Annotated in this window: 30 protein-coding genes and 1 tRNA gene; 14 read left to right on the top strand and 17 right to left on the bottom strand. The window is 38.1% G+C overall.

Going from position 1 to position 24,923, the window contains the following annotated elements:
- Positions 1-43: 43 nt before the first annotated feature.
- The gene (locus L1994_RS08705; protein ID WP_278099057.1) at positions 44-604 is read right to left on the bottom strand and encodes a hypothetical protein; all 561 of its coding nucleotides are present in this window, start codon (positions 602-604) and stop codon (positions 44-46) included.
- A gap of 227 nt (positions 605-831) precedes the next feature.
- On the opposite strand from L1994_RS08705, the gene L1994_RS08700 reads away from it, so the two are divergent.
- Positions 832-1,695: a mechanosensitive ion channel family protein gene (locus tag L1994_RS08700; RefSeq protein ID WP_278099056.1), complete on the top strand. Its 864-nt coding sequence runs from the start codon at positions 832-834 to the stop codon at positions 1,693-1,695.
- A 198-nt stretch (positions 1,696-1,893) separates the two neighbouring features.
- Here L1994_RS08700 and L1994_RS08695 read toward each other — a convergent pair whose 3' ends face one another.
- The 5 genes from L1994_RS08695 to L1994_RS08675 form a co-directional block, all read right to left on the bottom strand.
- Positions 1,894-2,391 (bottom strand): TspO/MBR family protein, encoded by a 498-nt coding sequence (locus L1994_RS08695; RefSeq protein WP_278099055.1) that lies wholly within the window; start codon positions 2,389-2,391, stop codon positions 1,894-1,896.
- A gap of 394 nt (positions 2,392-2,785) precedes the next feature.
- Positions 2,786-3,175 (bottom strand): Zn-ribbon domain-containing OB-fold protein, encoded by a 390-nt coding sequence (locus L1994_RS08690; protein ID WP_278099054.1) that lies wholly within the window; start codon positions 3,173-3,175, stop codon positions 2,786-2,788.
- Positions 3,176-3,177: 2 nt separating this feature from the next.
- On the bottom strand, positions 3,178-4,344 hold the full coding sequence (locus L1994_RS08685; RefSeq protein WP_278099053.1) for an acetyl-CoA acetyltransferase: 1,167 nt from the start codon (positions 4,342-4,344) through the stop codon (positions 3,178-3,180).
- On the bottom strand, positions 4,341-5,390 hold the full coding sequence (locus L1994_RS08680) for a hydroxymethylglutaryl-CoA synthase (protein ID WP_278099052.1): 1,050 nt from the start codon (positions 5,388-5,390) through the stop codon (positions 4,341-4,343). Before L1994_RS08680 ends, L1994_RS08685 begins: the two co-directional genes overlap by 4 nt.
- On the bottom strand, positions 5,384-6,094 hold the full coding sequence (locus L1994_RS08675; RefSeq protein ID WP_278099051.1) for a helix-turn-helix domain-containing protein: 711 nt from the start codon (positions 6,092-6,094) through the stop codon (positions 5,384-5,386). Before L1994_RS08675 ends, L1994_RS08680 begins: the two co-directional genes overlap by 7 nt.
- Positions 6,095-6,327: 233 nt before the next feature.
- Between L1994_RS08675 and L1994_RS08670 the strand changes: the two genes are divergently transcribed.
- The 4 genes from L1994_RS08670 to L1994_RS08655 all read left to right on the top strand — a co-directional run bounded on the left by L1994_RS08670 (position 6,328) and on the right by L1994_RS08655 (position 9,899).
- Complete coding sequence (locus L1994_RS08670; protein WP_278099050.1) at positions 6,328-6,996, top strand: DUF120 domain-containing protein; 669 nt, start codon at positions 6,328-6,330, stop codon at positions 6,994-6,996.
- A complete protein-coding gene (gene ribB / locus L1994_RS08665; RefSeq protein ID WP_278099049.1) occupies positions 6,993-7,667 on the top strand; it encodes a 3,4-dihydroxy-2-butanone-4-phosphate synthase in 675 nt (224 codons plus the stop codon). The genes L1994_RS08670 and ribB overlap by 4 nt, the downstream gene beginning before the upstream one ends.
- Before the next feature lie 258 nt (positions 7,668-7,925).
- Positions 7,926-9,170, top strand: a complete 1,245-nt coding sequence (locus L1994_RS08660; protein ID WP_278099048.1) for a PAS domain-containing protein — start codon at positions 7,926-7,928, stop codon at positions 9,168-9,170.
- Positions 9,171-9,227: 57 nt separating this feature from the next.
- The gene (locus tag L1994_RS08655; protein ID WP_278099047.1) at positions 9,228-9,899 is read left to right on the top strand and encodes a M48 family metallopeptidase; all 672 of its coding nucleotides are present in this window, start codon (positions 9,228-9,230) and stop codon (positions 9,897-9,899) included.
- A 62-nt stretch (positions 9,900-9,961) separates the two neighbouring features.
- On the opposite strand, the gene L1994_RS08650 is transcribed toward L1994_RS08655, so the two are convergent.
- Positions 9,962-10,396 (bottom strand): FAD synthase family protein, encoded by a 435-nt coding sequence (locus L1994_RS08650; protein WP_278100833.1) that lies wholly within the window; start codon positions 10,394-10,396, stop codon positions 9,962-9,964.
- 9 nt (positions 10,397-10,405) lie between these two features.
- Positions 10,406-10,774, bottom strand: coding sequence for a Mov34/MPN/PAD-1 family protein (locus L1994_RS08645; protein WP_278099046.1), 369 nt, complete (start codon positions 10,772-10,774; stop codon positions 10,406-10,408).
- A 184-nt stretch (positions 10,775-10,958) separates the two neighbouring features.
- Here L1994_RS08645 and L1994_RS08640 point away from each other — a divergent pair, with 184 nt between their 5' ends.
- Positions 10,959-11,405, top strand: a complete 447-nt coding sequence (locus L1994_RS08640) for a universal stress protein (protein WP_278099045.1) — start codon at positions 10,959-10,961, stop codon at positions 11,403-11,405.
- A gap of 253 nt (positions 11,406-11,658) precedes the next feature.
- Here L1994_RS08640 and L1994_RS08635 read toward each other — a convergent pair whose 3' ends face one another.
- Positions 11,659-13,092, bottom strand: a complete 1,434-nt coding sequence (locus tag L1994_RS08635) for a dihydropteroate synthase-like protein (protein WP_278099044.1) — start codon at positions 13,090-13,092, stop codon at positions 11,659-11,661.
- Positions 13,093-13,138: 46 nt separating this feature from the next.
- On the opposite strand from L1994_RS08635, the gene L1994_RS08630 reads away from it, so the two are divergent.
- Together L1994_RS08630 and truA are read left to right on the top strand one after the other, a co-directional pair.
- Positions 13,139-13,807, top strand: a complete 669-nt coding sequence (locus tag L1994_RS08630) for a CehA/McbA family metallohydrolase (protein ID WP_278100832.1) — start codon at positions 13,139-13,141, stop codon at positions 13,805-13,807.
- Between the two features lie 9 nt (positions 13,808-13,816).
- Positions 13,817-14,608, top strand: coding sequence for a tRNA pseudouridine(38-40) synthase TruA (gene truA / locus L1994_RS08625; protein WP_278099043.1), 792 nt, complete (start codon positions 13,817-13,819; stop codon positions 14,606-14,608).
- Positions 14,609-14,666: 58 nt separating this feature from the next.
- On the opposite strand, the gene L1994_RS08620 is transcribed toward truA, so the two are convergent.
- Both L1994_RS08620 and L1994_RS08615 read right to left on the bottom strand, forming a co-directional pair.
- Positions 14,667-15,593 (bottom strand): hypothetical protein, encoded by a 927-nt coding sequence (locus tag L1994_RS08620; RefSeq protein WP_278099042.1) that lies wholly within the window; start codon positions 15,591-15,593, stop codon positions 14,667-14,669.
- A gap of 181 nt (positions 15,594-15,774) precedes the next feature.
- On the bottom strand, positions 15,775-16,458 hold the full coding sequence (locus tag L1994_RS08615; protein ID WP_278099041.1) for a J domain-containing protein: 684 nt from the start codon (positions 16,456-16,458) through the stop codon (positions 15,775-15,777).
- Between the two features lie 370 nt (positions 16,459-16,828).
- Here L1994_RS08615 and L1994_RS08610 point away from each other — a divergent pair, with 370 nt between their 5' ends.
- Genes L1994_RS08610 through L1994_RS08595 form a run of 4 tightly spaced genes read left to right on the top strand, consistent with a single transcriptional unit; the run spans position 16,829 to position 19,588 of the window.
- On the top strand, positions 16,829-17,710 hold the full coding sequence (locus L1994_RS08610) for a thiamine pyrophosphate-dependent enzyme (RefSeq protein ID WP_278099040.1): 882 nt from the start codon (positions 16,829-16,831) through the stop codon (positions 17,708-17,710).
- Positions 17,704-18,816: a transketolase C-terminal domain-containing protein gene (locus tag L1994_RS08605; protein WP_278099039.1), complete on the top strand. Its 1,113-nt coding sequence runs from the start codon at positions 17,704-17,706 to the stop codon at positions 18,814-18,816. Before L1994_RS08610 ends, L1994_RS08605 begins: the two co-directional genes overlap by 7 nt.
- Complete coding sequence (locus L1994_RS08600; protein WP_278099038.1) at positions 18,816-19,343, top strand: 2-oxoacid:acceptor oxidoreductase family protein; 528 nt, start codon at positions 18,816-18,818, stop codon at positions 19,341-19,343. The genes L1994_RS08605 and L1994_RS08600 overlap by 1 nt, the downstream gene beginning before the upstream one ends.
- The gene (locus L1994_RS08595) at positions 19,340-19,588 is read left to right on the top strand and encodes a 4Fe-4S binding protein (protein WP_278099037.1); all 249 of its coding nucleotides are present in this window, start codon (positions 19,340-19,342) and stop codon (positions 19,586-19,588) included. The genes L1994_RS08600 and L1994_RS08595 overlap by 4 nt, the downstream gene beginning before the upstream one ends.
- A 206-nt stretch (positions 19,589-19,794) precedes the next feature.
- Here the strand turns inward: L1994_RS08595 and L1994_RS08590 are convergent, their stop codons facing one another.
- From L1994_RS08590 to L1994_RS08565, 6 genes are all read right to left on the bottom strand, one after another.
- Complete coding sequence (locus tag L1994_RS08590; RefSeq protein WP_278099036.1) at positions 19,795-20,082, bottom strand: type II toxin-antitoxin system RelE/ParE family toxin; 288 nt, start codon at positions 20,080-20,082, stop codon at positions 19,795-19,797.
- Positions 20,072-20,263 carry a hypothetical protein gene (locus tag L1994_RS08585; protein ID WP_278099035.1) on the bottom strand — a complete coding sequence of 64 codons (192 nt, stop codon included), beginning with the start codon at positions 20,261-20,263 and terminating at the stop codon, positions 20,072-20,074. Before L1994_RS08585 ends, L1994_RS08590 begins: the two co-directional genes overlap by 11 nt.
- 216 nt (positions 20,264-20,479) lie before the next feature.
- Entirely contained in the window at positions 20,480-21,583 is a 1,104-nt protein-coding gene (locus L1994_RS08580) for a tyrosine-type recombinase/integrase (RefSeq protein ID WP_278099034.1), read from the bottom strand.
- Between the two features lie 66 nt (positions 21,584-21,649).
- Positions 21,650-21,722: transfer RNA gene (locus L1994_RS08575), tRNA-Asn, on the bottom strand.
- Between the two features lie 50 nt (positions 21,723-21,772).
- Complete coding sequence (locus L1994_RS08570) at positions 21,773-22,081, bottom strand: hypothetical protein (protein ID WP_278099033.1); 309 nt, start codon at positions 22,079-22,081, stop codon at positions 21,773-21,775.
- Positions 22,082-22,580: 499 nt separating this feature from the next.
- On the bottom strand, positions 22,581-22,811 hold the full coding sequence (locus tag L1994_RS08565) for a hypothetical protein (protein WP_278099032.1): 231 nt from the start codon (positions 22,809-22,811) through the stop codon (positions 22,581-22,583).
- A gap of 71 nt (positions 22,812-22,882) precedes the next feature.
- Between L1994_RS08565 and L1994_RS08560 the strand changes: the two genes are divergently transcribed.
- Complete coding sequence (locus L1994_RS08560) at positions 22,883-24,013, top strand: M24 family metallopeptidase (protein WP_278099031.1); 1,131 nt, start codon at positions 22,883-22,885, stop codon at positions 24,011-24,013.
- Positions 24,013-24,888 carry a type II methionyl aminopeptidase gene (gene map, locus L1994_RS08555; RefSeq protein ID WP_278099030.1) on the top strand — a complete coding sequence of 292 codons (876 nt, stop codon included), beginning with the start codon at positions 24,013-24,015 and terminating at the stop codon, positions 24,886-24,888. The genes L1994_RS08560 and map overlap by 1 nt, the downstream gene beginning before the upstream one ends.
- Positions 24,889-24,923: the final 35 nt, after the last annotated feature.

Genomic DNA, 24,923 nt, shown 5'->3' with positions numbered 1-24,923 from the left:
CGTTTCATGTTTCATATGAATCCGGATATGATTCCAATATCAATCACAGATTTTTGTTTATCCTGATTTTAATCTTCAGATACCGGAATCCAAGATCACAGGCAACAATTCTCCAGATTTCATCGTCCGGAAGAAAGCGTTTTGAAAGCGGGATAATATTCTGGCGTATCTGATAGCATTTTAGAATACCTCTGTAATCAGAGATTAAAAAGGTCTCCCTCTCCTGCGGCGGGAAAAATATGTGTATGTATTTTTTTGTAACGACAATCATTCCTGCCATATTAAGGGCACATGCAGTTTTTATATCCGGAAGTGAGAATCCTCCACCGCGTGGATGATTATGCATGAAAATTTTACCCTGAAGCCGGTAGATGTCGTTATAGGAAAAATCAATACTGCTTCTGTTACCCTTCATTCGAAAGAGAAAATTTCCGGTTTTATCAAAAATAATGCCTTTTTCAAAGACCGAGTCTTTTATTTCAAAGACGTATTTCATAAAAGTAATATCAAGTTTAATTATTAATTTCTCTTTTTTATGTGTTTTTTGAGATGATTTCTGATTATTTTGTATTATATTTGCGTCTCTATTTTTATTAAATCCCATACAGTAAATAAATTTAAATTGTTCTAATAAATATTTATTTGAATTACCCTGGATTTTTGATCTTTTGCATAACAATATAAGTATAGTGAAAATCAAGATTACAGAGTTGTTAAATCAAAGCTTTCATAAAGAATCGGGATCGGCTGTGATTGTGTGTTTTAGTGTCTTTTTCCTTTTTCATTGAAATATATGCTTTGATTTTTTAATGCAACGGAGGTGAAAATTAATTGGCAGAAGAAATAGCGGTTAATGTTACTAATATGAATGGATATCTGGATATCCTCCAGCACCAGTCTTTTGAACAGATTATAACAGCTCTTCTGGTTTTAATAATCGGATATATCGTTGTAAAAATTCTGATAAGTCAGGTGACAAAGATTGGTGAGAGAGGGCTTAATATTCCGGCTCTTACAATGCTTCAGATTACAAGGGCTATTAAGATATTTCTATACTTCATTATCATAATGACAGCCCTTGGAATCCTCGGTTTTGACGTCAGCGGACTTATGATAAGTATCGCCGCCGGTATTTCAATAATATTGGGTTTTGGTCTTCAGGATACTGTAAACAATATTGCATCAGGGGTGTGGATATCAGCCTCACGTGCATATGACCTTGATGATGAGGTAATAATTGCAGGTGAATCGGGAGTTGTCAAAAATGTCAGTATAATGGCAACAGAACTTAAAAAGCTTGACAATACCAGAGTTTTAGTGCCTAACGCCAAAGTATGGAACAGTCCTATTACAAATGTCACAAGAATGGACAAAAAGATGATAGTTGCAGATTACGGTGTTGGTTATGAGACAAATATTAATGATGCAATTAAAGTTGCACTTGATGTTGCACAGAGTAATCCAAAGCTTCACAAGGACCCTGAACCTATTGTCAGATTTAGGGAGATGGCTGACTCTGCAGTAATTCTTCAGCTTCGGGTATGGGTTGATACTGACGATTATTACCCTGCAAAATCAGATGTTTTAAAGGCTTTATTTGAAAAGCTTGGAGAAGCAGGAATCAATATTCCATTCCCGCAGAGAGATATTCATATAATAGAGACTAAAAAAGAAGAAATGCCAAAAAAACTTTGATTTCCTATGAAATCAAATTAATATTTTTTTAAATCTTTTTTTTTTGCATTTTTTATGCAATTTTTTTATGTCATTTAAAATGGAAATCAAATCATGATTTTCATGAACGTTTTTTCTATGAAATCTGAATTTAATGCAAATTGTTGCATGAAAAATGTTGCAAGAAATGTTGCACGAAAAAATTATATTATATTTTTTTTAGAACACTACCGGATTTAATATTAAAATTGCAGTATTCAGGATTGCGGCAAATGAAACCCAGGCAATATATGGTACTAAAAGATACCCTGCGTTTTTATTGACCCTGAATGATGTAATTATTGTTTCCAAAATGAATATCCACAGGAATACTATTACTATGACACCATAGAGCGGGTTTTCAAGGCCAAAGAAGGCATATGACCATGTAATATTCAATACAAACTGGATTGCAAAAAATCCAAGCGCGATTTTGACCTGGGCTGTTGTTTTATCCTCCGTCCACAAAAGATAAAGGACAATACCCATCAGAGTATAAAGAATAGTCCAGGCTATTGGAAATGCAATAGAAGGCGGCAAAAACCATGGTTTAACAAGTCCTGCATACCATGTATCCGGACCGGTTTTTGTAAAAAGTCCCCCAATACCTCCGGCAAGGTTGCATAAAATTACAGATGCGATCAAAGTTACCGGACTTTTAATTTCATTTATTTTCATAACTAATCTCCCCTGAACCTTTTTTGTAACTATTTACATTCCATTTTACTCTCTTTTTTTCAATTTATAATATTTAATTCTTCATTTGAAGTGGATCGTTAATTTTCTCAAGTTTTCTACATGAATAATCACTGTATGATTTACATGAGACTTTTGCATGATAACTTTTACATGAACCATTTGGTTCATGAATTTTTTCCTGAAATATTCATTGATTTCTCTGATGAACGTATATTATTTTGTTTTTTTCTGTTTTGTTTATATGCTGATTTAGATAGTTTTTAGATATAAAAAAATTGGCCTGAATTATTTCACATGAAACATCGCATGAATTAATTTTATTCATGAACGTTTTTTTCATGTGAAATCTGAATTGATTTTTCCACTACGTATTTCAGGCAGGAATAAATTTCGTTCCGTAGACAATAACGCCGCTTTCTCCTTCGGCGGTAATCTTTCTGAATGTAGGTTTGACAGGCATTCCAATGTATATTTTATCAATATCACAGATTACCTGTGCTGTAAGTCTTGTTCCTTCATCAAGCTCTATAATTGCGACTGGAAAAGGTGTCTGAAGACTATATTCTTCACTTGCCGTTCGGATTATTGAAAATGTGACAACCTTTCCTGTGCCTTTGAATTTGTGCTCAACAATTTTACCCTCTCTTCTGCATGTGGGACAAAGTGTTCTTGGCGGGAAGAAATATTTACCGCATGTCTCACATTTTGTACCGATAAGATTATAGCGGCTGTGCTGTTTTCTCCAGAATCGTGGAACTGACATTTTCAGGCCCTCCTGAATATATTTGTGACAACAGTTGCACCGGTACCTCCGACATTGTGTGTCATACCAATTTCTGCTCCGTCAATCTGCCTCTTTCCTGCTTCTCCGCGAAGCTGTGCGACAACCTCGCAGACCTGTTTGATTCCTGTAGCACCAACCGGATGTCCGCATGCCTTAAGTCCGCCACTTGTGTTCACAGGAAGTTTTCCGCCGAGTGCTGTCTCTCCTTCCTCTGTAAATTTTCCAGCCTCTCCTTTTTTGCAGAATCCCATGTCCTCTATTGCACAGAGTTCTGCAATTGTAAAGCAGTCATGCACCTCAACAAGGTCAATATCTTCTCTTTCAAGCTTTGCCATCTTAAATGCCCTGTCAGCCGCGGCAATGGTTGCATCAAGTGTGCTGATATCACGTCTGTCGTGAAGAGAGATTGTATCAGTCGCCTGTGTTGATGCAAGGACTTTTATTGGACAGTCAGTAAACTCCTTTGCTTTTTCCATAGAGCAGAGAATTACTGCGGCGGCACCGTCTGTTACCGGTGAGCAGTCCAAAAGGCGAAGCGGATCTGCAACAAGTGTTGATTTCATAACAGCATCGACTGTAATCTCTTTTCTGTACTGTGCAATCGGGTTTCTTGCGCCGTTGTAGTGGTTTTTAACAGCTACCTGTGCAAGCTGTTCGCGTGTTAAGCCGTATTTGTGCATATAGTCAACAGCTATCATTGCATAAAGTCCGGGGAATGTTACACCATACATTCCTTCCCACTCTCTGTCGGCTGCGCCTGCAAGTGCATCTGTTGTCTCACCACCGGAGACATCTGTCATCTTCTCAACACCTGCTGCAATAACAATATCCTGCGAGCCTGACGCAATTGTATTGACAGCCTGCCTGAATGCAAGACCTCCTGATGCACATGCGGCCTCAGTTCTTGTTGAGGGTATATGATTTGTTGCAAGACCTGAATAGTCTGCAATGAGTGCGCCAATGTGTTCCTGGAGAACAAAACGGCCTCCACTCATATTTCCGACAAACATCTCCTGTATCTGGTCGCCGTCCATTCCTGCATCTTCAATTGCCTTTGCACCTGCCTCTACACAGAGTTCTCTAAATGAGGAATCCCATTTCTCTCCAAACTCTGTAAGGCCTATTCCAACTACTGCTACTTCTCTCATTTTTGCATCACTATCTTACCCTTGTGTTTGGCATACATTGCATAGTCGAGATATTCTTTGTCCAAAAGAAGTTCTTCAACACCAGGCGCCGCCTTTCTGTCAATTTCGGTCTCAATTGCATCAGTCACGGTGATGTCAAATGCATCACTTCCTGAGCCTGAACCATATGAGGTGACAAAGATTCTGTCACCGGGCTTTGCTATATCAAGTGTTGCTGAAAGTCCGACCGGAACCGCACCTGAGTATGTGTTTCCAAGATATGGAACTGCAAGACCCGGCTTTATCTGCTCTGATGTGAATTTGAGCATTGCGGCAACTGTCCTTGGGAACTTTGCATTTGGCTGATGGAAGATTGCATAATCGTAGTCAGACGGCTTTGTGCCCATCTTTTCCATCATTAAATTGGCCGCTCCCTGGATGTGCTTGAAGTATGCAGGCTCTCCTGAGAATCTTCCTCCATGTCTCGGGTATGCCTGTCCTTCACGTCTCCAGAAGTCCGGTGTGTCGGATGAGTATGAACAGGTGTCATTAATTTCTGCAATCACGTCATCATCTCCGATTACGAACGCGGCTCCACCTGCGGCGGCAGTGTATTCAAGTGCATCGCCAGGTGCTCCCTGGGCAATATCTGCACCGATTGCAACACCATATTTTACCATGCCGCTTTTTACAAGACCCATACATGTCTGAATGCCGGCTGTTCCTGCCTTGCATGCAAATTCGTAGTCTGCCGCAGTCATAACAGGTGTTGCACCTATTGCCTCACCAACTGTGACCGAGGTTGGTTTGACAGCATATGGATGTGATTCACTTCCAACGTATATTGCACCGATATCATCGGGGTTTACTTCTCTTCTTGCAAGAGCAAATCTTGCCGCATTAACCGAGATTGTGAGTGTATCCTCATCAAGGTCCGGAACGGATTTTTCAAAAACTCCAAGTCCGTTTGCAATCTCGGCGCCGTTTGAACCCCAGACTCTCGCAATCTCTTCTGTTTTGATGCGGTATCTTGGGACATATGCACCGTATGTGATAATTCCTACCATGGTTCTTCCCTCAGTACTTTAACAATCATGTCTGTATCCATTTCCGTTGTCAAAAGAGCGATTTTATCTCTTTGTGCAAGTTCAGGCACAATAGGATGAATTTTTTCAGGAGTAATACCCTGAAGAATTACACACCTTGGCTTGAATGGAGTTACACGAATTGCTATCATCGGCGATTTGCCGGTTGAAACATTTGTAAAAATAAGTGCCCTCTCAGTACTCCAGCCGTAGATTTTGTTGAATTCTGCAGCTGAAAGTGTGACAATGGCATTTAAACTGTTGACTACTGTATATCCGTAAATTTTGTAATCTGTTGAACCTGTAACCGGGACACATTCAATAGCGTCACAAAGATTTTGAAGCGGAATTGCAATGTCGTAATCGTGCATATCGTAGATTACATCATCATCAAAATCGCTGTAGAGGATATTTGCGTACTTCTTCATGTAGCGTCCGCCGTTCTCCTCATCAATAGATAGAATAGTAGCGACAATCTTTCCAACAACTGCAGTTCCGGGACTTTTCCTCCTGCCGCCTTCATAATCTGAGATGACAGATGGTGAAAATCCAAGTTTTTCTGCCAGTGCGCCCGGAGTGATGTTGAAATTGATTCTCCATTTCCGAAGTGCATCACCCGGAGACTCTGACATTGTAATCTCTCCTGCCATTTTTTCGGCAAGACGGTTACGCAGTGCGGATTTCATGTATGTATATGAGGTTTTAATACATTATATAATTAGCGAAAACCTATTCGTCATTTCACGAAAAACATTTTAAAATTCACATGAAAGTTACTTCATAACTTACATGAAACAGTTAGCATGAAATGATAATTTCATGAACGTTTTTATTGTTGTATTTAGGAATTCAGGTAAATTTGTAGATTGGGTTACAATCAAAAATCATATATGTTAAGCATAACAATTATGATATTAAGATGGTTAGTGCTGAAGATCTCCTGTTTCTGAAAAAAATTGGACTTGTGGGCGGTCTTAACGGACAAGTTTTTGGTTCCTCACAAAAGGTTGCTGATTCCTTTAATATGACTGCCATGACTGTTTCACGCCGTCTGGCGGCTCTTGAGAAAGAGAATCTTATAATCCGTAATGTAAGACCTGATGGTCAGTATTTTTCAATAACAAGAGCCGGTGAAGATCTGCTTAAAAAAGAGTATGTCGATTATAAAAAACTCTTTGAAGACAACGCCGGTGTGTTATGGATCGAAGGTGAAGTGATAAGCGGGCTTGGAGAAGGGCGTTATTATGTAAGCATTCCCGGATATGTAAAACAATTCCGTGAAAAGCTTGGGTTTGAGCCGTATCCCGGGACTCTTAACATCAGAATTGATCCCGCAGGAGTTTCGACAAGAAAAAAGGCCGAGCTTCATGGATGGGTTGATATTGATGGTTTTACTGACGATGACAGAACCTTTGGAAGTGCCAGATGCCTTTTATGCAGAATTAATGGCTACAGGTGCGCAATAATAGTTCCCGGAAGATCACACTATCCTGATGATATAATAGAAGTAATTTCTGAAGTTCGTCTTCGTGAGAAGCTGAATCTTACAGATGGAAGTCGCATAAAAGTTGAGGTTTGTCTAACATGATAGAAAAAGCAATAGAGGCATTGAAAAACGGTGAATTTGTTCTGATATATGATTTTGCAGACAGAGAGGGTGAAACAGATTTTGCAATCCGCTCTGATTTAATAACTCCTGCACACATAAGAGAGATGAGAAAGGATGCAGGCGGGCTTATCTGTACTTCCATACATGCAAAGGCGGCTGAAAAAATGGGTCTTCCTTTTGCAAGCGATGCTCTAAAGATGACAAATGTCGCAGAAAAAGAGGGTGATATTCCATATGATAAGTCAAATCACTCTTCGTTTTCTCTTTGGGTAAATCATCGTGACACATTTACCGGAGTCACTGATATTGACAGGGCACTAACGGCTAACAAACTTTCTGAGCATGTTAAGCATGCAATGAATGGAGGAGCACTTGATTTTTCATCAGAGTTCAGAACTCCCGGACATATGGCAACACTCCGTGCCAATGAACAGCTTCTGGACAAAAGGCGTGGTCAGACCGAACTTTCAATTGCACTTGCAGAAATCGGGGGAATAAATCCCTGCATTACTATATGTGAGATGCTTGATGACAATACAGGAAGAGCACTTACCAAGGCTGATGCTATGAAATATGCAGAGAAAAAGGGTCTTGTATTCATAGGCGGAGCCGAGATTGTGGAATACTGGGAAAATAACAAGGTTTACTAAAAACGTCCATGATAATTTTTTTCATGCTAACTGTTTCATGTAAGTTACGAAGTAACTTTCATGTATATTAAAAAATACCTCTTTTAAATCTTTTTATCTCTAATCACAATCCATATTGATATGCATTAATTTATGCAAATGATGGAATAAATCAAAAGTTATTTAATCATCATATGATGAATATAGAGAATGCTGTTAGATATTCAGGTCATTTAAAAAAATAAGATAATTTTTTTAATTATACAAGGACGGGATAAATTGAATAAACGGGATCTTTATGAATGTACTTGTTCGCCTTCAGTTGATGAAGGAATTAAACAGGCAGTTTCAGATCTTTGTTTTATGCTTAATAATCCTGGCAAAGAAATTCCTTCTGCTGAATATATCTTTGATTCAGGCTCAAAAAAATCAGATGAATCAGGTCGAAATAATATTTCAGCTGATGATATGCCGGCAGAATATTGTCCCTATGGTGACTGCGATGTAATTTCAAGGAGTATGAGCTGTCTTTTTTCTGTATCATCTGAGATGGTATTTGCAGTATCATATCCTGATGGAAAAATATTTTATGCAAATCCTGTTGCAATCAAAAATATTGAAAAGAAAAATTCTGATGTCTTTAAAAATAAAATATCTGATATTTTTTCAATAAAAGGTCCTGACGGAATAGTTTTGATGGGTGATGATACAAAACTGAATGTTTTTTTAGAGGTTGAAGGATGCTATGAACTAATTGAGCTTACCGCAAATGGAGTTAAATTTGGAGATTGTTCGTTTATTTTGGTTTATGGCAGAAATATATCGGCTGCAGAAAAGATGAGGCGTCTTATACATGAATCTGAAGTACAATACAGAAGCACAATAAATTCAATTCCTGATGGTGTTGTTGTTGTAAATAAAGAGATGGAGATTGTAATTTACAATCAATTCTTTGCAGACATCGTCTCTGAAATTTATTTTGATGATGAAATTACCGGGAAAAAACTTGGTGATGTAGCACCCTTCCTTCCTGGCAGACTCGGGCTTGAATACAGATATGTTTTCACATCCGGAGAATCTCTTGATACAACAATAAAGCACCGGATTAATGGTAAACTCACTTATTATGAAGTAATTAAAACTCCTATTTTTGACAATGGGGAGGTTATTCAGGTAGTTACAATTTTCCGGGACAGGACAAAGAATTTCCACCTTGAAGAGCTTAAAAAAGAGGCATTTTTCCAGATAGAAAAGAATATGGAGCAGTTTGCGATTTTAAACGATCATGTAAGAAATCCTCTTCAGGCGATAATTGGTCTTGCAGATTTACATGGTGGGGATCTGGGAAACAAAATAATATCTCAGGCACATGAAATAGATGAAATAGTAACAAAGCTTGATGCCGGGTGGATAGAATCTGACAAGGTAAGGGAGATGCTTTCCAGGCACTATGGAATAACAGTTAAGAGAAGGCCTCATGTCCAAAGTCCAATTGGGATGATGAAAACCCATGAAATTTCCTGAAAATTTCAGATTAAACCACTATTTTTTAGTTATAAATTTATATTATTAATCAAAGTCATGAAATATGAAGGCATTGAAGTAGAGGTTGTAAGAAAACCTGTGAAAAACATCCGTCTTTCGGTTCTTTCCAGCTGTTTGATTCGTGTCGTTGCACCTGAAGGTTATGATGTAAATCCTTTGCTTGAAGAAAAAAAAGACTGGATTTTAAAGCATATTGAGAAGAGAAGTGATATTTTTAACAAGTATAGTGAAAACTCATATAAAATGCTTTATTGCGGACAGTATTTCAAACTGAAATCAGAGGATTCTTTAAACAGGTGTTTTTTTGATTATGAGGTAATGACTGTTTCATACACGTCTGTAAGCTCTTTCAGGACTTTTTTGCAAAAAAAACTAAAGGATGATCTGGAAAACAGATTGTCTGTTATTTCAAAAGAGATGGGATTGTCACATGGTAAATTTTCGATTAGGAAACAGAAAACCAGGTGGGCATCATGCTCGTCACAAAAAACACTTAACTTTAATCTAAGACTGGCCGCCCTTCCTCCACATCTTCGTGATTATATTATCATACATGAACTATCCCATATCGAAGAGCACAATCATTCCAAAAACTTCTGGAGGATTGTTGAACGATTCTGTCCCAAATATCGTGAGTGTAAAAAAGAGCTTTCGGAATACTGGATAATGATTGAGACTAATCAAATCTGGAAGGCAGTTCTTGAGTGAAAAATATTGAGTTTTTTTGTAACAAACCGGAATTGGTATAAACCGAAATTATTTTTGGATATTTATTCTTCTTTCTCTTCATTGCAGCGTTTCTTTAAAATCTGCTGCATTATGCTTCTTGAACTGCAAAATCCCTCATTTTCCCCTTCAAAGCCACCGACTCTTACAACATCGGCTCTTATGCCGCGTTCTTCAAGCTGTTTTTTTAGTTTTTCAATATCAAAATACTGGTTGAATCCAATTGTGATAATATCCGGTTGAATCTCTTCAATTGGCTTAAACATATCATGAATGTCTCCAAGTAGTGCTTTATCTACAACTTTTAGCGACTCTATCATGAAAAGACGCTGTTTTTCAGGCACAACAGGCTTTGGTTTATGCTTTATGTTTGCATCACGGGCGATAATAACACAGAGTTCATCGCCAAGTTTTTTTGATTCATTTAGATAAAATATATGACCCGGATGCAAAAGATCAAATGTTCCTGTTGCAACAATTCTTACCGTTTATACCACCTCTATTGAAATCTGTTCTCCGTTTGCCATAAAAGCCTTCCATGTATCATCATTGTATGGGGCACCAACAATTATATGATATTTTCCCGTTTTTGGAAAGAACCTCAAATCCGCTTCAGACGGCCGTACTGCACCGCTTGGATGTGAGTGGGCACTTCCGGCAGTATTTGTGTCAAGCGGCATCATAAATGTATCAAAGGAAGCACTGCTTCTTCCTGAAATTGTTCCGGGAGCAAGTTCAAGCTCTTCGATAACTCCGTTTTTAAATTTTAAAATTGCCAGGAATTCGTTTGGATGCTGGCTTTTTCCAAGCGCAAAAAGTGTATCCAAAAGTTCTCTTCTTATTTTAACGTCCGGCATAACTGTCATGATAATTTTAAATGCGTGACAGATAATAGTTTCATTAATCTGATATTGTATTAAAAATATGATTTTGCATTAAAATATGGATGAAACATCTGTATTATCCAATTTTTAGCATCTGCTGTCATGATGAGGGAATTTTAGGATAGAATTAATTATTTTAAGACTATATGAATATTTTATGTATTCAAAAATAATTGTCTCAATTGACGGATCTGAGTCTTCACTGAAAGCTCTTAAAAAAGCAATAAAAATTGCATCTACCTGGAATTCCAAGGTTTATGGAATTTATGTGATCAACACCGGCATTTATGGAACATCAGTTGTTGACCCTGCGCTTGGAGTTTCAGATCCATCATCCGATAGAATCTTTGATCTCTTAAAATCCGAAGGTGAGGAGATATTAAAGGATGCAAAGGCAGTTGCTGATGAGATGAACTATGAAGTCGAATTTTTATCACGTCTTGGTGATGCACGTGATGAGGTACTGGATTTTGCTAACGAAATTCAGGCTGATTTGATTGTTGTCGGCTCAACAGGAAAGGGAATGACAAAAAGACTTTTGCTTGGCAGTGTAAGCACGGCAATTGTGACACACAGCAAAATATCAGTCCTTGTTGTCAGATAATTATCCATGCTTTCAGATTATTGACAATGATCTCGGAGAAATTGTCCTCTGTGTCGGATTACTCCATTACGCCGTAAATGATTTTATGGTTTCTTGATGAAAATTATGATAATGAAATTCCAAAAAGAAAGTTAAAATTTAAAAAAATTAAAATCCACATATCAAAAAAAATCAAAAATTTTTCATGGAGATTTTGAATTACACAAAAGCTGAAAAATCCTGAAAAAAGAAATAAAGGGAAAAATAGTTTTTTTCAGAAAGGTCCGTCCTGATCAAAACTTCTTTTAAATTTCAATGCAAGCTCGGCTTTGTAAAGCTCTTTTCCAAGATATGCGGCATGATCCATCAGTGAGACTTTATTATCCTTTACAAGTGTGTAGAAAACATCCTCCCAGCATTTTCCTTTATATGCGGTATTTTTATGAACAGCAACGATATAGTCTCCTTCGATTCCTATTCTCAAATTTCCAAGCGGATCGTATTCAATATCGTCAGGCATCTTCTCCGCTATAATTACATTTTCGTATTCAAGTGCGGGTGTAACTCTTTTTCTTTTTTCTTTTATACAGAATAGTGAGAGACCAAGGTCTTTTGGGTATGGCCTGTCGGTCATAAGTGTCATCATTTCAACCGCACGACGCATTTCACGTATTGCTCCCTTTGTCTTATCTGAATGTTCACTTGTAAAAATCACTGATGCTCCTGCCTCTTTAGCCATACCGCAAAGAAGTGCGTTGACTCCTGGGGAGTCTGCATCTATTAGTTCAGTTACGTTTCCAGCACCGAAGAAAAGTGGATATTCTGACTTTTTGAAGTTTGAAAGTGATTTGATAAGCCCTGATCCAACTGGCATAAGGAGGGGATCGGCAATTATTTTTTCAATTCCTGCTTCTTTTGCATATAAAATGTTATTTTCAAGGCTATTTTCCATAGGAACAATTACTGCCGCTTTTTTTGCCCCTGCAATATCTTTGGCAATTACTGGTATGTTCTCCTCATGAAGAGAGAGGATTATGTCTACGTGGGGAAGTGCGGCTTTAATCAACTCTGGATTTTGTGTGTCTGCCGCAAGAACACATTTTTTGGAAATTTCTTCTTCATTTATTCCTTTTAGTGACTCAAATGCACGTGTAACATCCTCAGGCGATGCATCAAAGCCAAATCCTAAATCCACTATGTCTGCACCTGATTTAAAAAAAGAGATCACCTTATTTTCAAGATCTTTTTCTTTATGCGCATCCATAATCTCTGCAAGTAATTTCATCCTTGAATTTCCGCCGAATTTAAGGCCTTTTATCTCAAATGAGAATCCCGCGTCTCTTTCCAAAGACTCTATTCTTTCAAGAGCATCCTTTTTTAGTGATTCTGAGATTAATTCATCGGCAGGAGTTGTTCTTGAAAGCTTTACTTTGCCAATTGACTTTAAGACAATTCCCAGGTCCGCGGCATGGCGCGGTCCTCTGAATACGGGAATTTTTGTTTTTTCCTCAACTGAAGAGAAATCTGCAGTGCACATTCCGGAAACCAAAACCATATCACATGGATTTTCGGCAATAATCTTTTCAAGTGCCGCAGGGGTAAGAAAAGCCGCAATTTTGCCTGAAACTGCGATTTTCACATCAAAGCCATCTGTTGATTCCTTTACAATTGGATATGCGAGTTTTCCTGTGGCAAGCAGAATTGTCATTGTAGCTTGAATTAATATGCAATAGGTGAAAAATACTACTGATTTAATGCTGAAGTGTGATATGCACATCCACACTAATTATTCACATGATGGTGAGAGTAGTGTGGAGGAAGTGCTTGAAAAAGCAAAAAAAGTGGGTCTTGATGCTATAGCAATTGTTGATCATGACACAGTTGCCGGTGCACAGCATGCCCTGACAATAAAATCTGATGTATTGGTAATTCCCGGAATTGAAGTTTCAACAAAACACGGGCATCTTCTTGTTCTTGGAGTAAATAAGGTAATTCCTCCCGGACTTGACTTTTTTAAGACAGTAAAAATTGCAAGGGATATGGGTGGACTTTTGATTCTTCCTCATCCGTATCATCAGCTGCGGCATGGTGTTGCAATAAAATTAAAGAGCGCAATTGAAGCTGTGGATGCAGTAGAATCGTTTAACAGCAGGTATATTGTAGGATCTGCAAATAAAAAAGCAGGCAGGAAAGCAAGATTTTTTGGAAAACCCTGTGTTGCCGGAAGTGACGCTCATAATGCCAGATTTGTAGGATATGGTATTACAAAAATAGATGCCGAGAAAAACATTCCTTCAATCTTTGCGGCGATAAGGGGGGGGAAAACAGAAGCGGGAGGGAAAATGACTCCGCTTCGTGCATATACGGGGCAGTCTCTTAAAAACACAAAACGAAAGATAATGCGCCGTGTTCATAGAAGATGAGGCCTGATTATGAGGCTTGCATTTGAAGTATCATACATCGGAACTTTTTTTTGCGGTTCGCAACAGCAGATCGGAAAAAGAACGGTTATGGGCGAAATTCTAAGATGCCTATCTGAATTAAATTTATTTTCTGATGACTCTACTCCCCGTGTTGCAATATCAGGAAGAACAGACAAAGGTGTTTCTGCAAAACGCCAGGTTATAGCTTTTGATACAGAATGTCCAAAACGTGCTGTTTCTGCGGTAAATAAAAAATTGCCGCCTGATATCAGATTTACAGGCTGGTCTGAAGTTTCAGATGATTTTAATCCGCGTTTTAGTGCAAAAAGCCGGACATATCGGTATTATTTTCCGGATGGGATCTCAGGAATTTTTTATGATGCCGATTTAATGAATGATGCCGCCTCTCTTTTTGTTGGAAGGCATAACTTCTCCTCGTTTTCAAAGCCTGAGGGAAAAAATCCAAACCGTGAGATTTTATCCTCCAAAATTTTTTGTGAAGACGAATTTTTAATTTTTGAGATATGCGGGCAATCATTTTTATGGAATATGGTTCGGTGCATATCCTTTTGCCTTGAAAAAGCAGGCAGGGGTGAGATGTCTGCAGATGAGATAGAAAGAGCGCTAATGAATCCTTCCAACAGGCGTTTTCCGGCGGCGCCTCCAGAAGGACTGATTTTGTGGGATGTAAACTGTGAAATTGACTTTAAACCTGTGAATATTCATGAGAAAAGTATTGCTTTTTCAAATGAATGGGTGGCTTTGCATTCACAGTTAAGAAAATTAAATGAAATCTGGTAATTTTTTTGATAATTTTGTAATAATAATGTCTGGTATGTAAAAAGACTGGTATAAAAAATTATACAGGGGTGATTCCAACACCAGATGGTGTCATAATGCCCACAAGCCATGACGGAATAGGCTCTGAGGTCTTTACAACCACATAGAAATCATCCCTGTTTGTAACAACTCCTCTGAATGTTGCTGTTATCTGGTAATCAGCGTCAAAGACGGTTATTCCAAGTGTCTTAATAGTCAGGTGCTTTGCGGGATAAGTTGCTGATTCTCCAAGTGCAAGCGTTCTTCTGTCGTTGTTTATCATAAGTACAACTGAATCGCCACTTGTTAATGCTTTAACAGGTATTGCCGCAAAGTTAACGTCCTTGTTGTCCGGGATTAGTATATTATATGTTGCCGAGTATGAAAGCGGGTAGCCGTAAGCGTTTATGTTGTCATTTCCTGTAATAAGAGTCACATATCCTGCGACTAATACTGCAAGTATGATTACAACAACGATTCCTATGTTTCTTAAGGTGTGGCTTTTTTTACCTGCCGCCTTTTCTTCTTCCTTTTGTTTTTTAAGAAGCTCTTTTTCTATCTCTGATTTTTTTCTCTCTTCTTCAAATCGCTTTTTCTCTTCTTCTTTTGCCCATTCATCACGTTCTTTTTGTTTCAGAGCTTCCTGTTCAGTCCTTTCCTTTTCAAGACGCTCCTTTTCTATCTCTTTTTTCTTCTCTTCAAGAAGTTTTTCTTCTTCGGCACGCTTTTGGGCTTCTATTTCCTCATACTTTTTGGCCTTTTCTGCGGCGTCTTTATCCTTTTGTTCCTGTTCGATCTTTTTTCTTTCTTCTTCCCGTATCTTTTTTAAATCTTCTTCAGAAAGTCCTGAATTGTTCTCAACAGGTTTTTGAGTGTCTTTTGGTTCTGAATCATCAGGAAGTTTTACCGCCTCTGTAATTTTCTTTGAAAATCCTTCCAGTGATTTTTTGTCAGGCAATTTTACCATTTTTAATTCACCTTTACTGATTTGATGAATTTATAAATATTTAAGGTATTCGAGATATTTTCAATTCTGAATTAAAAAAGAACATATAATTAATATATTATTTTGGGAGAATTTGAAGAAAAACAAAATTTTCTTCAGTATTTTTTATTCACATATCTTCTTTTATTATTCTTTTTGTGATTCACATGATTTTTATCCGGTATGGTCTGCCATTAATTACTACGTATTCACATCCTCCCTGGTAATAATGCTCGGCATTTATTATTTCATACTCCACACCATCTATTAAATATTTTTCAGAACCATCATAAAAAAAGCGTTCAATATCTCCAATATCAATCATTTCATCGCCGTCTATTATGTATTCAGTGTTATTGACGATTATATGTCTGGCATTTTCAAAAGACTTTTTTTCACCGTTAATCAAAAAAAACTCAGTTTCATCTGAATAAAATTCATAATCTGCCATTATTGAATATTCATCACCTTTCGATTCTGAATTTGGAATGTCATCATTTTCTGCAAAAAATCCACACGTTGATTTTTTTGAATCTGAATTAAAATCTGATTTTTCAAATCCGCCTTTGTTTTGATTATTGTAATTGGATTCGTATTCTGAATCTCTCTGAAATTCAACTCTCAAATTGAGTGTTTCATCATATTCTCGCCTTTTTTTTGGATCAGAAAGAATTTCCCATGCTTCAGTAATTTTTAGAAATCTTTCTCTGGCATTTGGATGTGTTGAAGTGTCGGGATGAAAGGCCTTTGCAAGACTTCTAAAAGCTTTTTTTACTGAATCTGTGTCAGCATCATAGTTTATGCCAAGTATTTCGTAATAATCGGGAATATTTTTGTCTTCCGGCATAATGCGTTCTTAAAGAATTATTTTTTTCATAACAGATAATTCAATCCCTGATATTTTTCAAAAAAATGCCTTAAAAAATGTCTTAATATAAAATATTTAATTCGCAATATCTCATCTAATTGACATAATGCTCCATTCAGTTCTGTCATTTAAACAGAATAATATCCGGTAAATATATATGGAAATTTCATGAATCGTTTCATGAAATTAATCTTTCATGCACTGTTTTATGAGTAGAATAAAGAATTGAATGTTTATATCTGATACATTATCAAATGAGATGATTTTATGGCAATCCAAACGGGAAATATTTTCCCAAAGCCAAACTATCATTATAAATGATGACAAATTTTTTAGTGAGGTTTTAATATTGGCTGACATTCCCGATGAAGAATTCATACTTAAAACAACATCGGCATGTGCAGGATGCAGTGCTTCACTAATCCTCCGCTATGTTACAAAAGCGGCTGGAAAAGACACTGTTTTGGTAGTACCTGCATGTTGCACAAGTGTGATTCAGGGTAAATATCCGAATACGGCAATGAACATACCGGTATATAATGTTGCATTTGCATCTGCGGCGGCAGTAGCATCCGGTATGAGTGAGGCATTCAGGGCTGTTGGTAAAAAGACAAATGTGATTGCCTTTGCAGGCGATGGCGGCACAGTGGATATAGGAATTCAGGCACTTTCCGGTGCTCTTGAAAGAGGAACTGATTTCCTGTACATCTGCTATGATAATGAAGCCTACTCCAACACCGGTATGCAAAGGTCAGGTGCAACTCCCCTTGGCGCTAAGACAACAACAACTCCGCTTGGGAAGAGGGATTACAAAAAAGACCTTGATGCAATAGTCCAGGCGCATAATCCTGTATATATGGCAACGGCATGCAGTGCATATCCTGTTGATCTTTTTAATAAAGTAAAAAAGGCTCTTTCAATCCCCGGACCCAAATTTATGCATATCCTGGCACCATGTCCCCCCGGATGGAGATATCCGTCTGAGAAGACAATCGATGTTGGAAAGCTTGCAGTTCAGTCAGGGATGTGGGTTTTATACGAACGCGAGGAAGGAAAACTCTCAATCACAGGCGCTTCAAAAGCGGCAATGAAAAAGAGAGTCCCAATTTCAGAATATCTTGCCTTACAGGGCAGGTTTAAGACTGCAACGAAAGAAGACATCGCCGTTTTAGAGGAGCATGTTGAGATGAATCTTAAAAAACTTGAGCGTGAGGTGCAGGGTATATGCTGACAATTTCAACCGGAAATAAGGCTGTTGCAACAGCAGTTAAGGATGCAAAACCAACAGTTGTTGCAGCATATCCTATTACTCCGCAGACCGAGGTTGTTGAAGAGACTGCAAACTATGTTGCATCAAAAGAGCTTGATGCAAGATATATCCCTGTTGAGTCTGAGCATTCCTCAATGGCGGCATGCATTGGCGCTTCTGCAACAGGTATCAGGACTTTTACTGCAACTAGCTCACATGGTCTTGTTTATATGTGTGAGATGCTTCACATGTCTGCAGCGGCCCGTCTCCCAATTGTAATGGCAAACGCAAACAGAGCACTTGGACCCGGCTGGAATATCGGTGCTGAACATTCTGATTCAATGTCAATGAGAGACTGCGGATGGCTTCAGGTCTATGTATCAACCGTTCAGGAAGCATATGATACAACTCTTATGGCATTTCGGATTGCAGAACATGAAAATGTCCTGTTGCCTGTCATGATTAATCTTGACGGATTTTTACTTACACATATTACACAATCGCTTGAAACTGTTGATGTCGGGGACTTCATTCCTCCTGTTAACATACCGCATGCGATTGACATAGAAAATCCCGGAGGTTATGGAACACTTACAGGCTCTGAAGATCACTTCAAATTCAGATATGATATACAGCGTGCAATGAAAGATTCTGTTCCCGTGATAAAAGAAACCCAGAAAGATTTTGAAAAACGTTTTGAGCGCAGTTATGATATGTTCCAGACGTATCTTACTGATGACTGTGATGTGGTTATCTTTGCGATGGGGACACTTGCAAAGGAGTCAGAGGTTGCCGCAGACAACTTAAGAAGCGAGGGTATAAAGGCAGGGGTTGTTCAGGTACGCTGGTTCAGGCCATTCCCTGACTTTTCCGAGGTTGTAAAAGGAAAGGAGGTTGTTGTAATCGACCGCGACTACTCGTTTGGTTTTGGCGGAATACTGGCAAACGAGCTTAGGTCAAAGACAGGTTGCAGACCCTTTAGTGTAATTGCAGGTCTTGGCGGTCAGGAAGTGACATATGATGATATTGCCGAATTCGTCAGGAACAGAAAAGAAGATTCAGAGTTCTGGTTTGGGGTGAATGAATAATGTATGAGATAAGACTTCATTCACGCGGCGGACAGGGTGGTGTCACTGCGGCAAAGCTTCTTGCACAGGCGGCATTTCTGGACGGGAAGCATGCAACCGCAACACCTCTTTATGGAGCGGAAAGACGCGGAGCTCCTGTTGTTTCCTTTATCAGAATAGATGAATCTCCGATTCGCATTTATTCACAGATAAGACAGCCTGATTTGGTTATTGTTCTTGATCCGACAATTATGCAGACTGTTGATGTACTTTTGGGGATTAAGCCGGACGGAGAGGTTTTGATAAACAGCCCCAGACCTGTTGAGATGGAAGGTCATAAAGTTTACAATGCTGATTTAACCGGCGTTGCATTATCTTTGGGTCTTGTTCTTGCAGGAAATCCGATTTTGAACACGCCGCTTTTAGGAGCGGTTGCAAAGCTTGGTCTTGTTTCAAGAGAGTCTGTAAAGCAGGCGATATCTGAGACATTTGCTGATGAGAGAAATGAAGAGGCCGCTTTGAAAGCATTTGAGGAGCTTAAAGTATGAGTGCTAAACTTGCGATTTCAAAACCAAAAACAGGAGCGTCTGGAAACACCGGTTCATGGAGAACTTTCAAACCTGTTGTTGATATGGATAAATGCAATAAATGTGGTAACTGTTACCGTTTCTGCCCTGACGGTGCGATTGACACTGAGTTTAATATAGATTATGATTTCTGTAAAGGTTGCGGAATCTGTGTTGAAGTATGCCCGAAAGGGGCAATTATTATGGTTCGTGAGGACTCAGCTTAAAAAAGGTTGAGTTTTTCAATTTAATCTTTTTTTAAAAATTTTAAGTTTTTGAAATTTTTTTATTTTCTCTTTTTAATCAGGTTTTTTATCATTAAGCCACATGATGTTTGTGTTAAATATGCAATATTGCCGATTGGGAAAATATCACAGTCGTGGGAATATAAGATTTTTAAGGGTGAAAGTGCTTCTGAAAAAGAAGTTTTGGGCTAAAGCCTTCCGTATTTTTTATGTGCCTTTTCTATTGTCATAATATCAAGAATTGTTATTGTTTCACTGGTTTCATCGATGAGATAAAATGCTGTATAACTTCTTGCGATATGGATGCGATATAGAATATAACCAGACAGATTGAGACGTTCTTTGTCTCCGTCTTTTCCGGGATATGGAGTATCTCTGAGAGTTTTTAATTTTTCTTTAACAACCCTCTGACTTTTATTGGGCAGTTGTTCTATAAAGGCCAGTGCAGTTTTGTCAATACGCACTTTATGCGTCAAAAGACATCTCCACAAAATCACCGCGTTCTTCGATATGTTTCATATCTTTAAGAAGACGCATTTTTCTCTCGTTTACTGCCATATCTGATAGCAGTTCATCAAATGTTTGTCCTGGTTTTTTAAGCTCAGATATCTCTGCCCATACTTTTTCTGTTACCGGAATCCTTTTAGTTGCATTCATGTACGTATTGTAAGGATTGTAAATACTTATAGTTCTCTGTGATTGTTATCAACAGATCATAATTTGATAAACCCGGCTATGCCTCCATGAAAAAGATTGAAATATTTATCCTATAGAACAGCGAAGAGATACATCTTGGCTCTTCGTCAAATTGTGTGGGTATATAAATACTTCATCTGACAGAATATCTTTTGTTGGAACATGCTTGAGAAGGAACTATTTCAACTTGCATTGAATATTGAAGAGCCAAGGAATATTTATAAAGTGACATTGACCGCAGGGAATAGGTTTAGCTGTTGTTTCTTTTTTCTTTCGTGATTTTATACCAGATTTGGCTAAAAATTCAGAATCAATATCATCTTCAGCCAATGAAGCATAAACCGCAAACATATACGTATTAATATTATCCCACATGGCTTTTTTGACAATTGATTCCTGGTAATTCTGTTGGATCATATGAGTTATTCTGGAATGCCGGAATATGTGAGGATTTACTTTTTTTGTGATTCCTGCTCGCTTTCCTAATCTCTGAAGTACTCTGACAATTGCATCATACCTGATAATTACAAATTTGTTTAAGTCTATGAAAACCGGATCATTGGGTGAATTTCTGGGGGTGTCCTGTTTCCATGTTGCAATATATTGTGTATAAATAGAAATTCTGACATATCTGTGTTTTTTTGTCTTTTTGTCATCAATATAAAGTCTTAGCCCGTCTTCATCAAAAATTAAATCTTTCCATTTTAGCCGCCCTACTTCCGCAACTCTTGCACCTGATTCATATATCAATGATATTAATGCACGGTCTCGTGAGTTCATAGCTTCCCCGATCATGTTTTCAATCTCTTCAACTGTTAATATCTCATCAGGAGAGGTTGTCATTAAATCGACTTTGGGAGCTTTTATCAGCTTTATCTTTTTGACAGGTAACAAATTATATTCATTATCAATTAACCACAAAAGAAAGGGCTTGGTGATGATTATATAATCTTTTTTGGTATTGTCTGACAGTGGCTTTCCTTTGACAGATAGCCCCACCTGTAATTTATCAAGACCACTAAAAATATCTGAAATTGTACAGGCATGGTATTCAACAGACATAAACCGCCTGAAGTTGATAAGACAGCCTGAAATTTTGTTGCATCTCACCTTTGACAGATTGGCGGTAACTTTCCTTTCGTGAATGTATTCACTAATTAGAGAACGATCTTTTTCAGTGATTATTCCTTTAGCTATACCTGATTCTAAAGCCCTTACATAGTCGTAATTTCGGCAATAGGTATAAAATTCTTCATTATCGGCGTTATACATGAGCATCATTTTTTTTGAAACGATAACCCTTAAATAAGAAAAGTTTCGCGAGCTTTAGAACAAAGAAGCCCGTAGCGCCCCCAACAGGACTCGAACCTGTGACATTCTGGTTAACAGCCAGACACTCTACCAACTGAGTTATGGAGGCTTTGCAATTTAACTCATGTAAGTTGCCAATAAAGGTTTACTTTAAACCTTTTAAATATTATGAAATTCACCTGATTTTTTCTTCCTGATTGAATCAAGAATCTTTATCAGTGAGTCTATCTCTTCATCCAGATTCCCTATTAATTCAGAGGCTTTTTCGGTTGCAACCGCACCGGATGGCGATGCACGAATGTATCCAAGCTGTTCTAAAACCTTAAGAGAATAGCGCACACGATGAGATGGAATTCCAAGAATTTCTGAAAGCTTCATGATGCCAATCGGCTGGTTGGCTAAAACAATCCTAATAACCTCAAGGTGTCTTCCGACAAGTTCGGTTTCATTAAGCAGTTTCTGAAGCAAAATATCAAACCTCTTTTGAATTTTTTTTGTTGACTGATTTTCACATGAAAAATACTTCGTAACTTAAATGAAAACGTGCATGAAAATATAATTTCATGAACAATTTCAATCAAAAATAAAAAGACATGGCGATTTTGTACCCGAAAATAAATTTTGAGCACATATCAGGATACATTTTATCTCCTGATATATACATTCACCATTAATCCCCTCATTCCCAATTTTTATCCTTTGATATATCTTTGATTTAATGTCGATATCATAGATGAAATACTGTTGCTCATAACATAAATTAAATTGATCTTTGGAGTTTATCAGAAATTATCCGGATAATTTTCATATGATGCGCAAATTTTTACCGGCATCAGATCTTTACTGATATCATAAAATCATCATATTGATATCTATACATCCGGATTGATGCAATAAATCTATTCTGAAGTCTCTTATCCAGTCAACATATTCTTAAATAGATATCTCTTAATCTTAACTCTTAATCTCAGTCTTCCTGTTCGTGAAGCCATGCTTTATCGCGCTTGTAGTGTTTAACAAACAAAACCGAAAGAACAAGAACAATTACTGCGCATATTGCCGCTATCTGAATACTGTATATAGGTATCAGCCCGAAAAATGCTAAAATTGCTATTGCAGCAAGGAAAATAATCGCATTCAGCATCATCGTCAGTTTGGCGAACTTCATCTTGAATATTCTATTTGCCGAATCATCCATTACCCTAAAAATTGTATGTCTGTTGGTAAAATTACTTCTAAGTATCAGCCGAATAGTAAGGTTACTGCATTATGAAAAACACTCTTGACAGATCAATAAAAAAAGCTGATGCGGCGGCTTATGTAATCTATGATTCATCGCTAAATCCTGATATGCGATATATGACGGGTTTTACAGCCGGCGATTCCATGCTCTACATAAAGCATCCGGACAGGCGCGGAACCTTGATTGTTCCTCAGATGGAAAAAGATCGCGCACTATCTGAATCTAAATGTGATGTATTATCCAGAGGCGATGCGGGTTTTTTTGATTTTTTAAAAACCGAAACTGACCCTTATACCGCCCAGGCAAGAATGATTGCCGAAATTGCCGGGGGAAATGTTCTTGTTCCTCATAACTTCCCGATCATACTTGCAAAAGAGCTTGAAAAATTCTGCGAGGTTAGAATTGATAGAGGCAGTATTGAAGAGATGCGCTCTGTAAAATCGGCAGATGAGATCAGTGCTGTTCGCAGATGCCAGAAAGCAACCGATGCCGCAATGGAATTTGCAATTGAAATGATAAAAAATGCGGATTCAGATAACGGCGAACTTGAAATAAATGAAGTGCCGCTTACATCTGATTATCTAAAATCAGAAATAGAGTGTTTTCTTTTAAAAAGGGGTTTTACTGCCAAAGACACAATTGCTTCATGTGGATATGAAACTGCAATGCCACATGCAACAGGAGATGGCGTGATATTAGAAAATGAGCCTGTTGTAATCGACATCTTCCCCTGTGAAATAAAGACAGGATACCACTCTGATATGACACGTACTGTTGTAAGGGGTGAGCCCTCTTCAGAGATAGAGGATATGTATAAATGTGTATATGACGCAAAAATGCATGCAAAAAGTCTCATCCGTTCAAATGTGACTGGAAAATTCCTGTATGATGCAGTGATGAATTTTTTTGAAGAGAATGGATATATGACTGAGACCGAAGGGTTCATTCACAGTCTGGGCCATGGTGTCGGACTTGCAATTCATGAATCCCCCTCACTTTCCCCGTCCGGAAAAGAACTTCAGTCAGGAAATATAATTGCAGTGGAGCCTGGCCTTTATTACAAAAAACACGGCGGTGTCCGCCTTGAAGACATAGGTCTTGTAACCGATTTTGGTTTTGACTGCTTTACACAATACAAAGAGGAGCTTAGAATATAATGGATGACGAGATATTTGATAATTATATCACAGCCGGAAAGATAGCTAAAAAATATCGGGATGAAGCCGCGGCGATGGTAAAACCCGGAGTTTTGATTCTTGATGTCGTAGAGTTTGCAGAACAGGCAATACTTTCAGAAGGAGCAGAAATTGCATTTCCTGTAAATATTTCTTTAAATGATGCGGCGGCGCATGACACCGCATCCGAAGGTGATGAAAGAGTATTTTCAAAAGGGGATGTTGTCAAAGTAGATCTTGGTGTTCATATTGAAGGCTATGTTGCCGATACTGCAGTGACAGTGGATTTGGGAGATCATAAAAGTCTTGTTGAAGCCTCTTCAAATGCACTGGATGCGGTAATTGCGCTTGTAAAACCCGGTATCACAACAGGAGAGCTTGGAGGAGCTGTAGAAGCCGAGATTGAAAAGAAAGGCTACAGACCTGTATCAAATCTTACAGGACACGGACTTGGAAAATTCCTGCTACATGGGATTCCTATAATTCCGAATGTTTCAATAAACGGTGGAACTGTAATTGAAGAAGGAATGGTCTTTGCAGTCGAGCCTTTTGCCTCTACCGGTTCAGGTCAGGTAACTGACGGTCAGCGGGTTGAGATATTCAGCCAGATATCAAAAAAACAGACCCGTCTCCCAAGTGCAAGAAGGCTTATGAAAGATATTGAAAAGAGAAAAACACTGCCTTTTTCACGAAGATGGTACAAAACTCCCAATAAAGACATAAATCTTGTCAGGCTATGTCAGCAGGGAATCCTTCGCGGATATCCTGTCTTACATGACGTTTCAGGATCATATGTGTCACAAAAAGAGCACACTCTGATTGTAACAGAAGACGGGTGCATTGTAACAACTGCATAAAAAATGCACGGTATAGTAAATCAGAGATACATATA

Origin of the sequence: Methanomicrobium antiquum, from assembly GCF_029633915.1 — an archaeon.
GTDB lineage: Archaea > Halobacteriota > Methanomicrobia > Methanomicrobiales > Methanomicrobiaceae > Methanomicrobium > Methanomicrobium antiquum.
The sequence above is the reverse complement of the archived record's forward strand: the minus strand, read 5'-3'. Positions and strand labels throughout refer to the sequence as shown.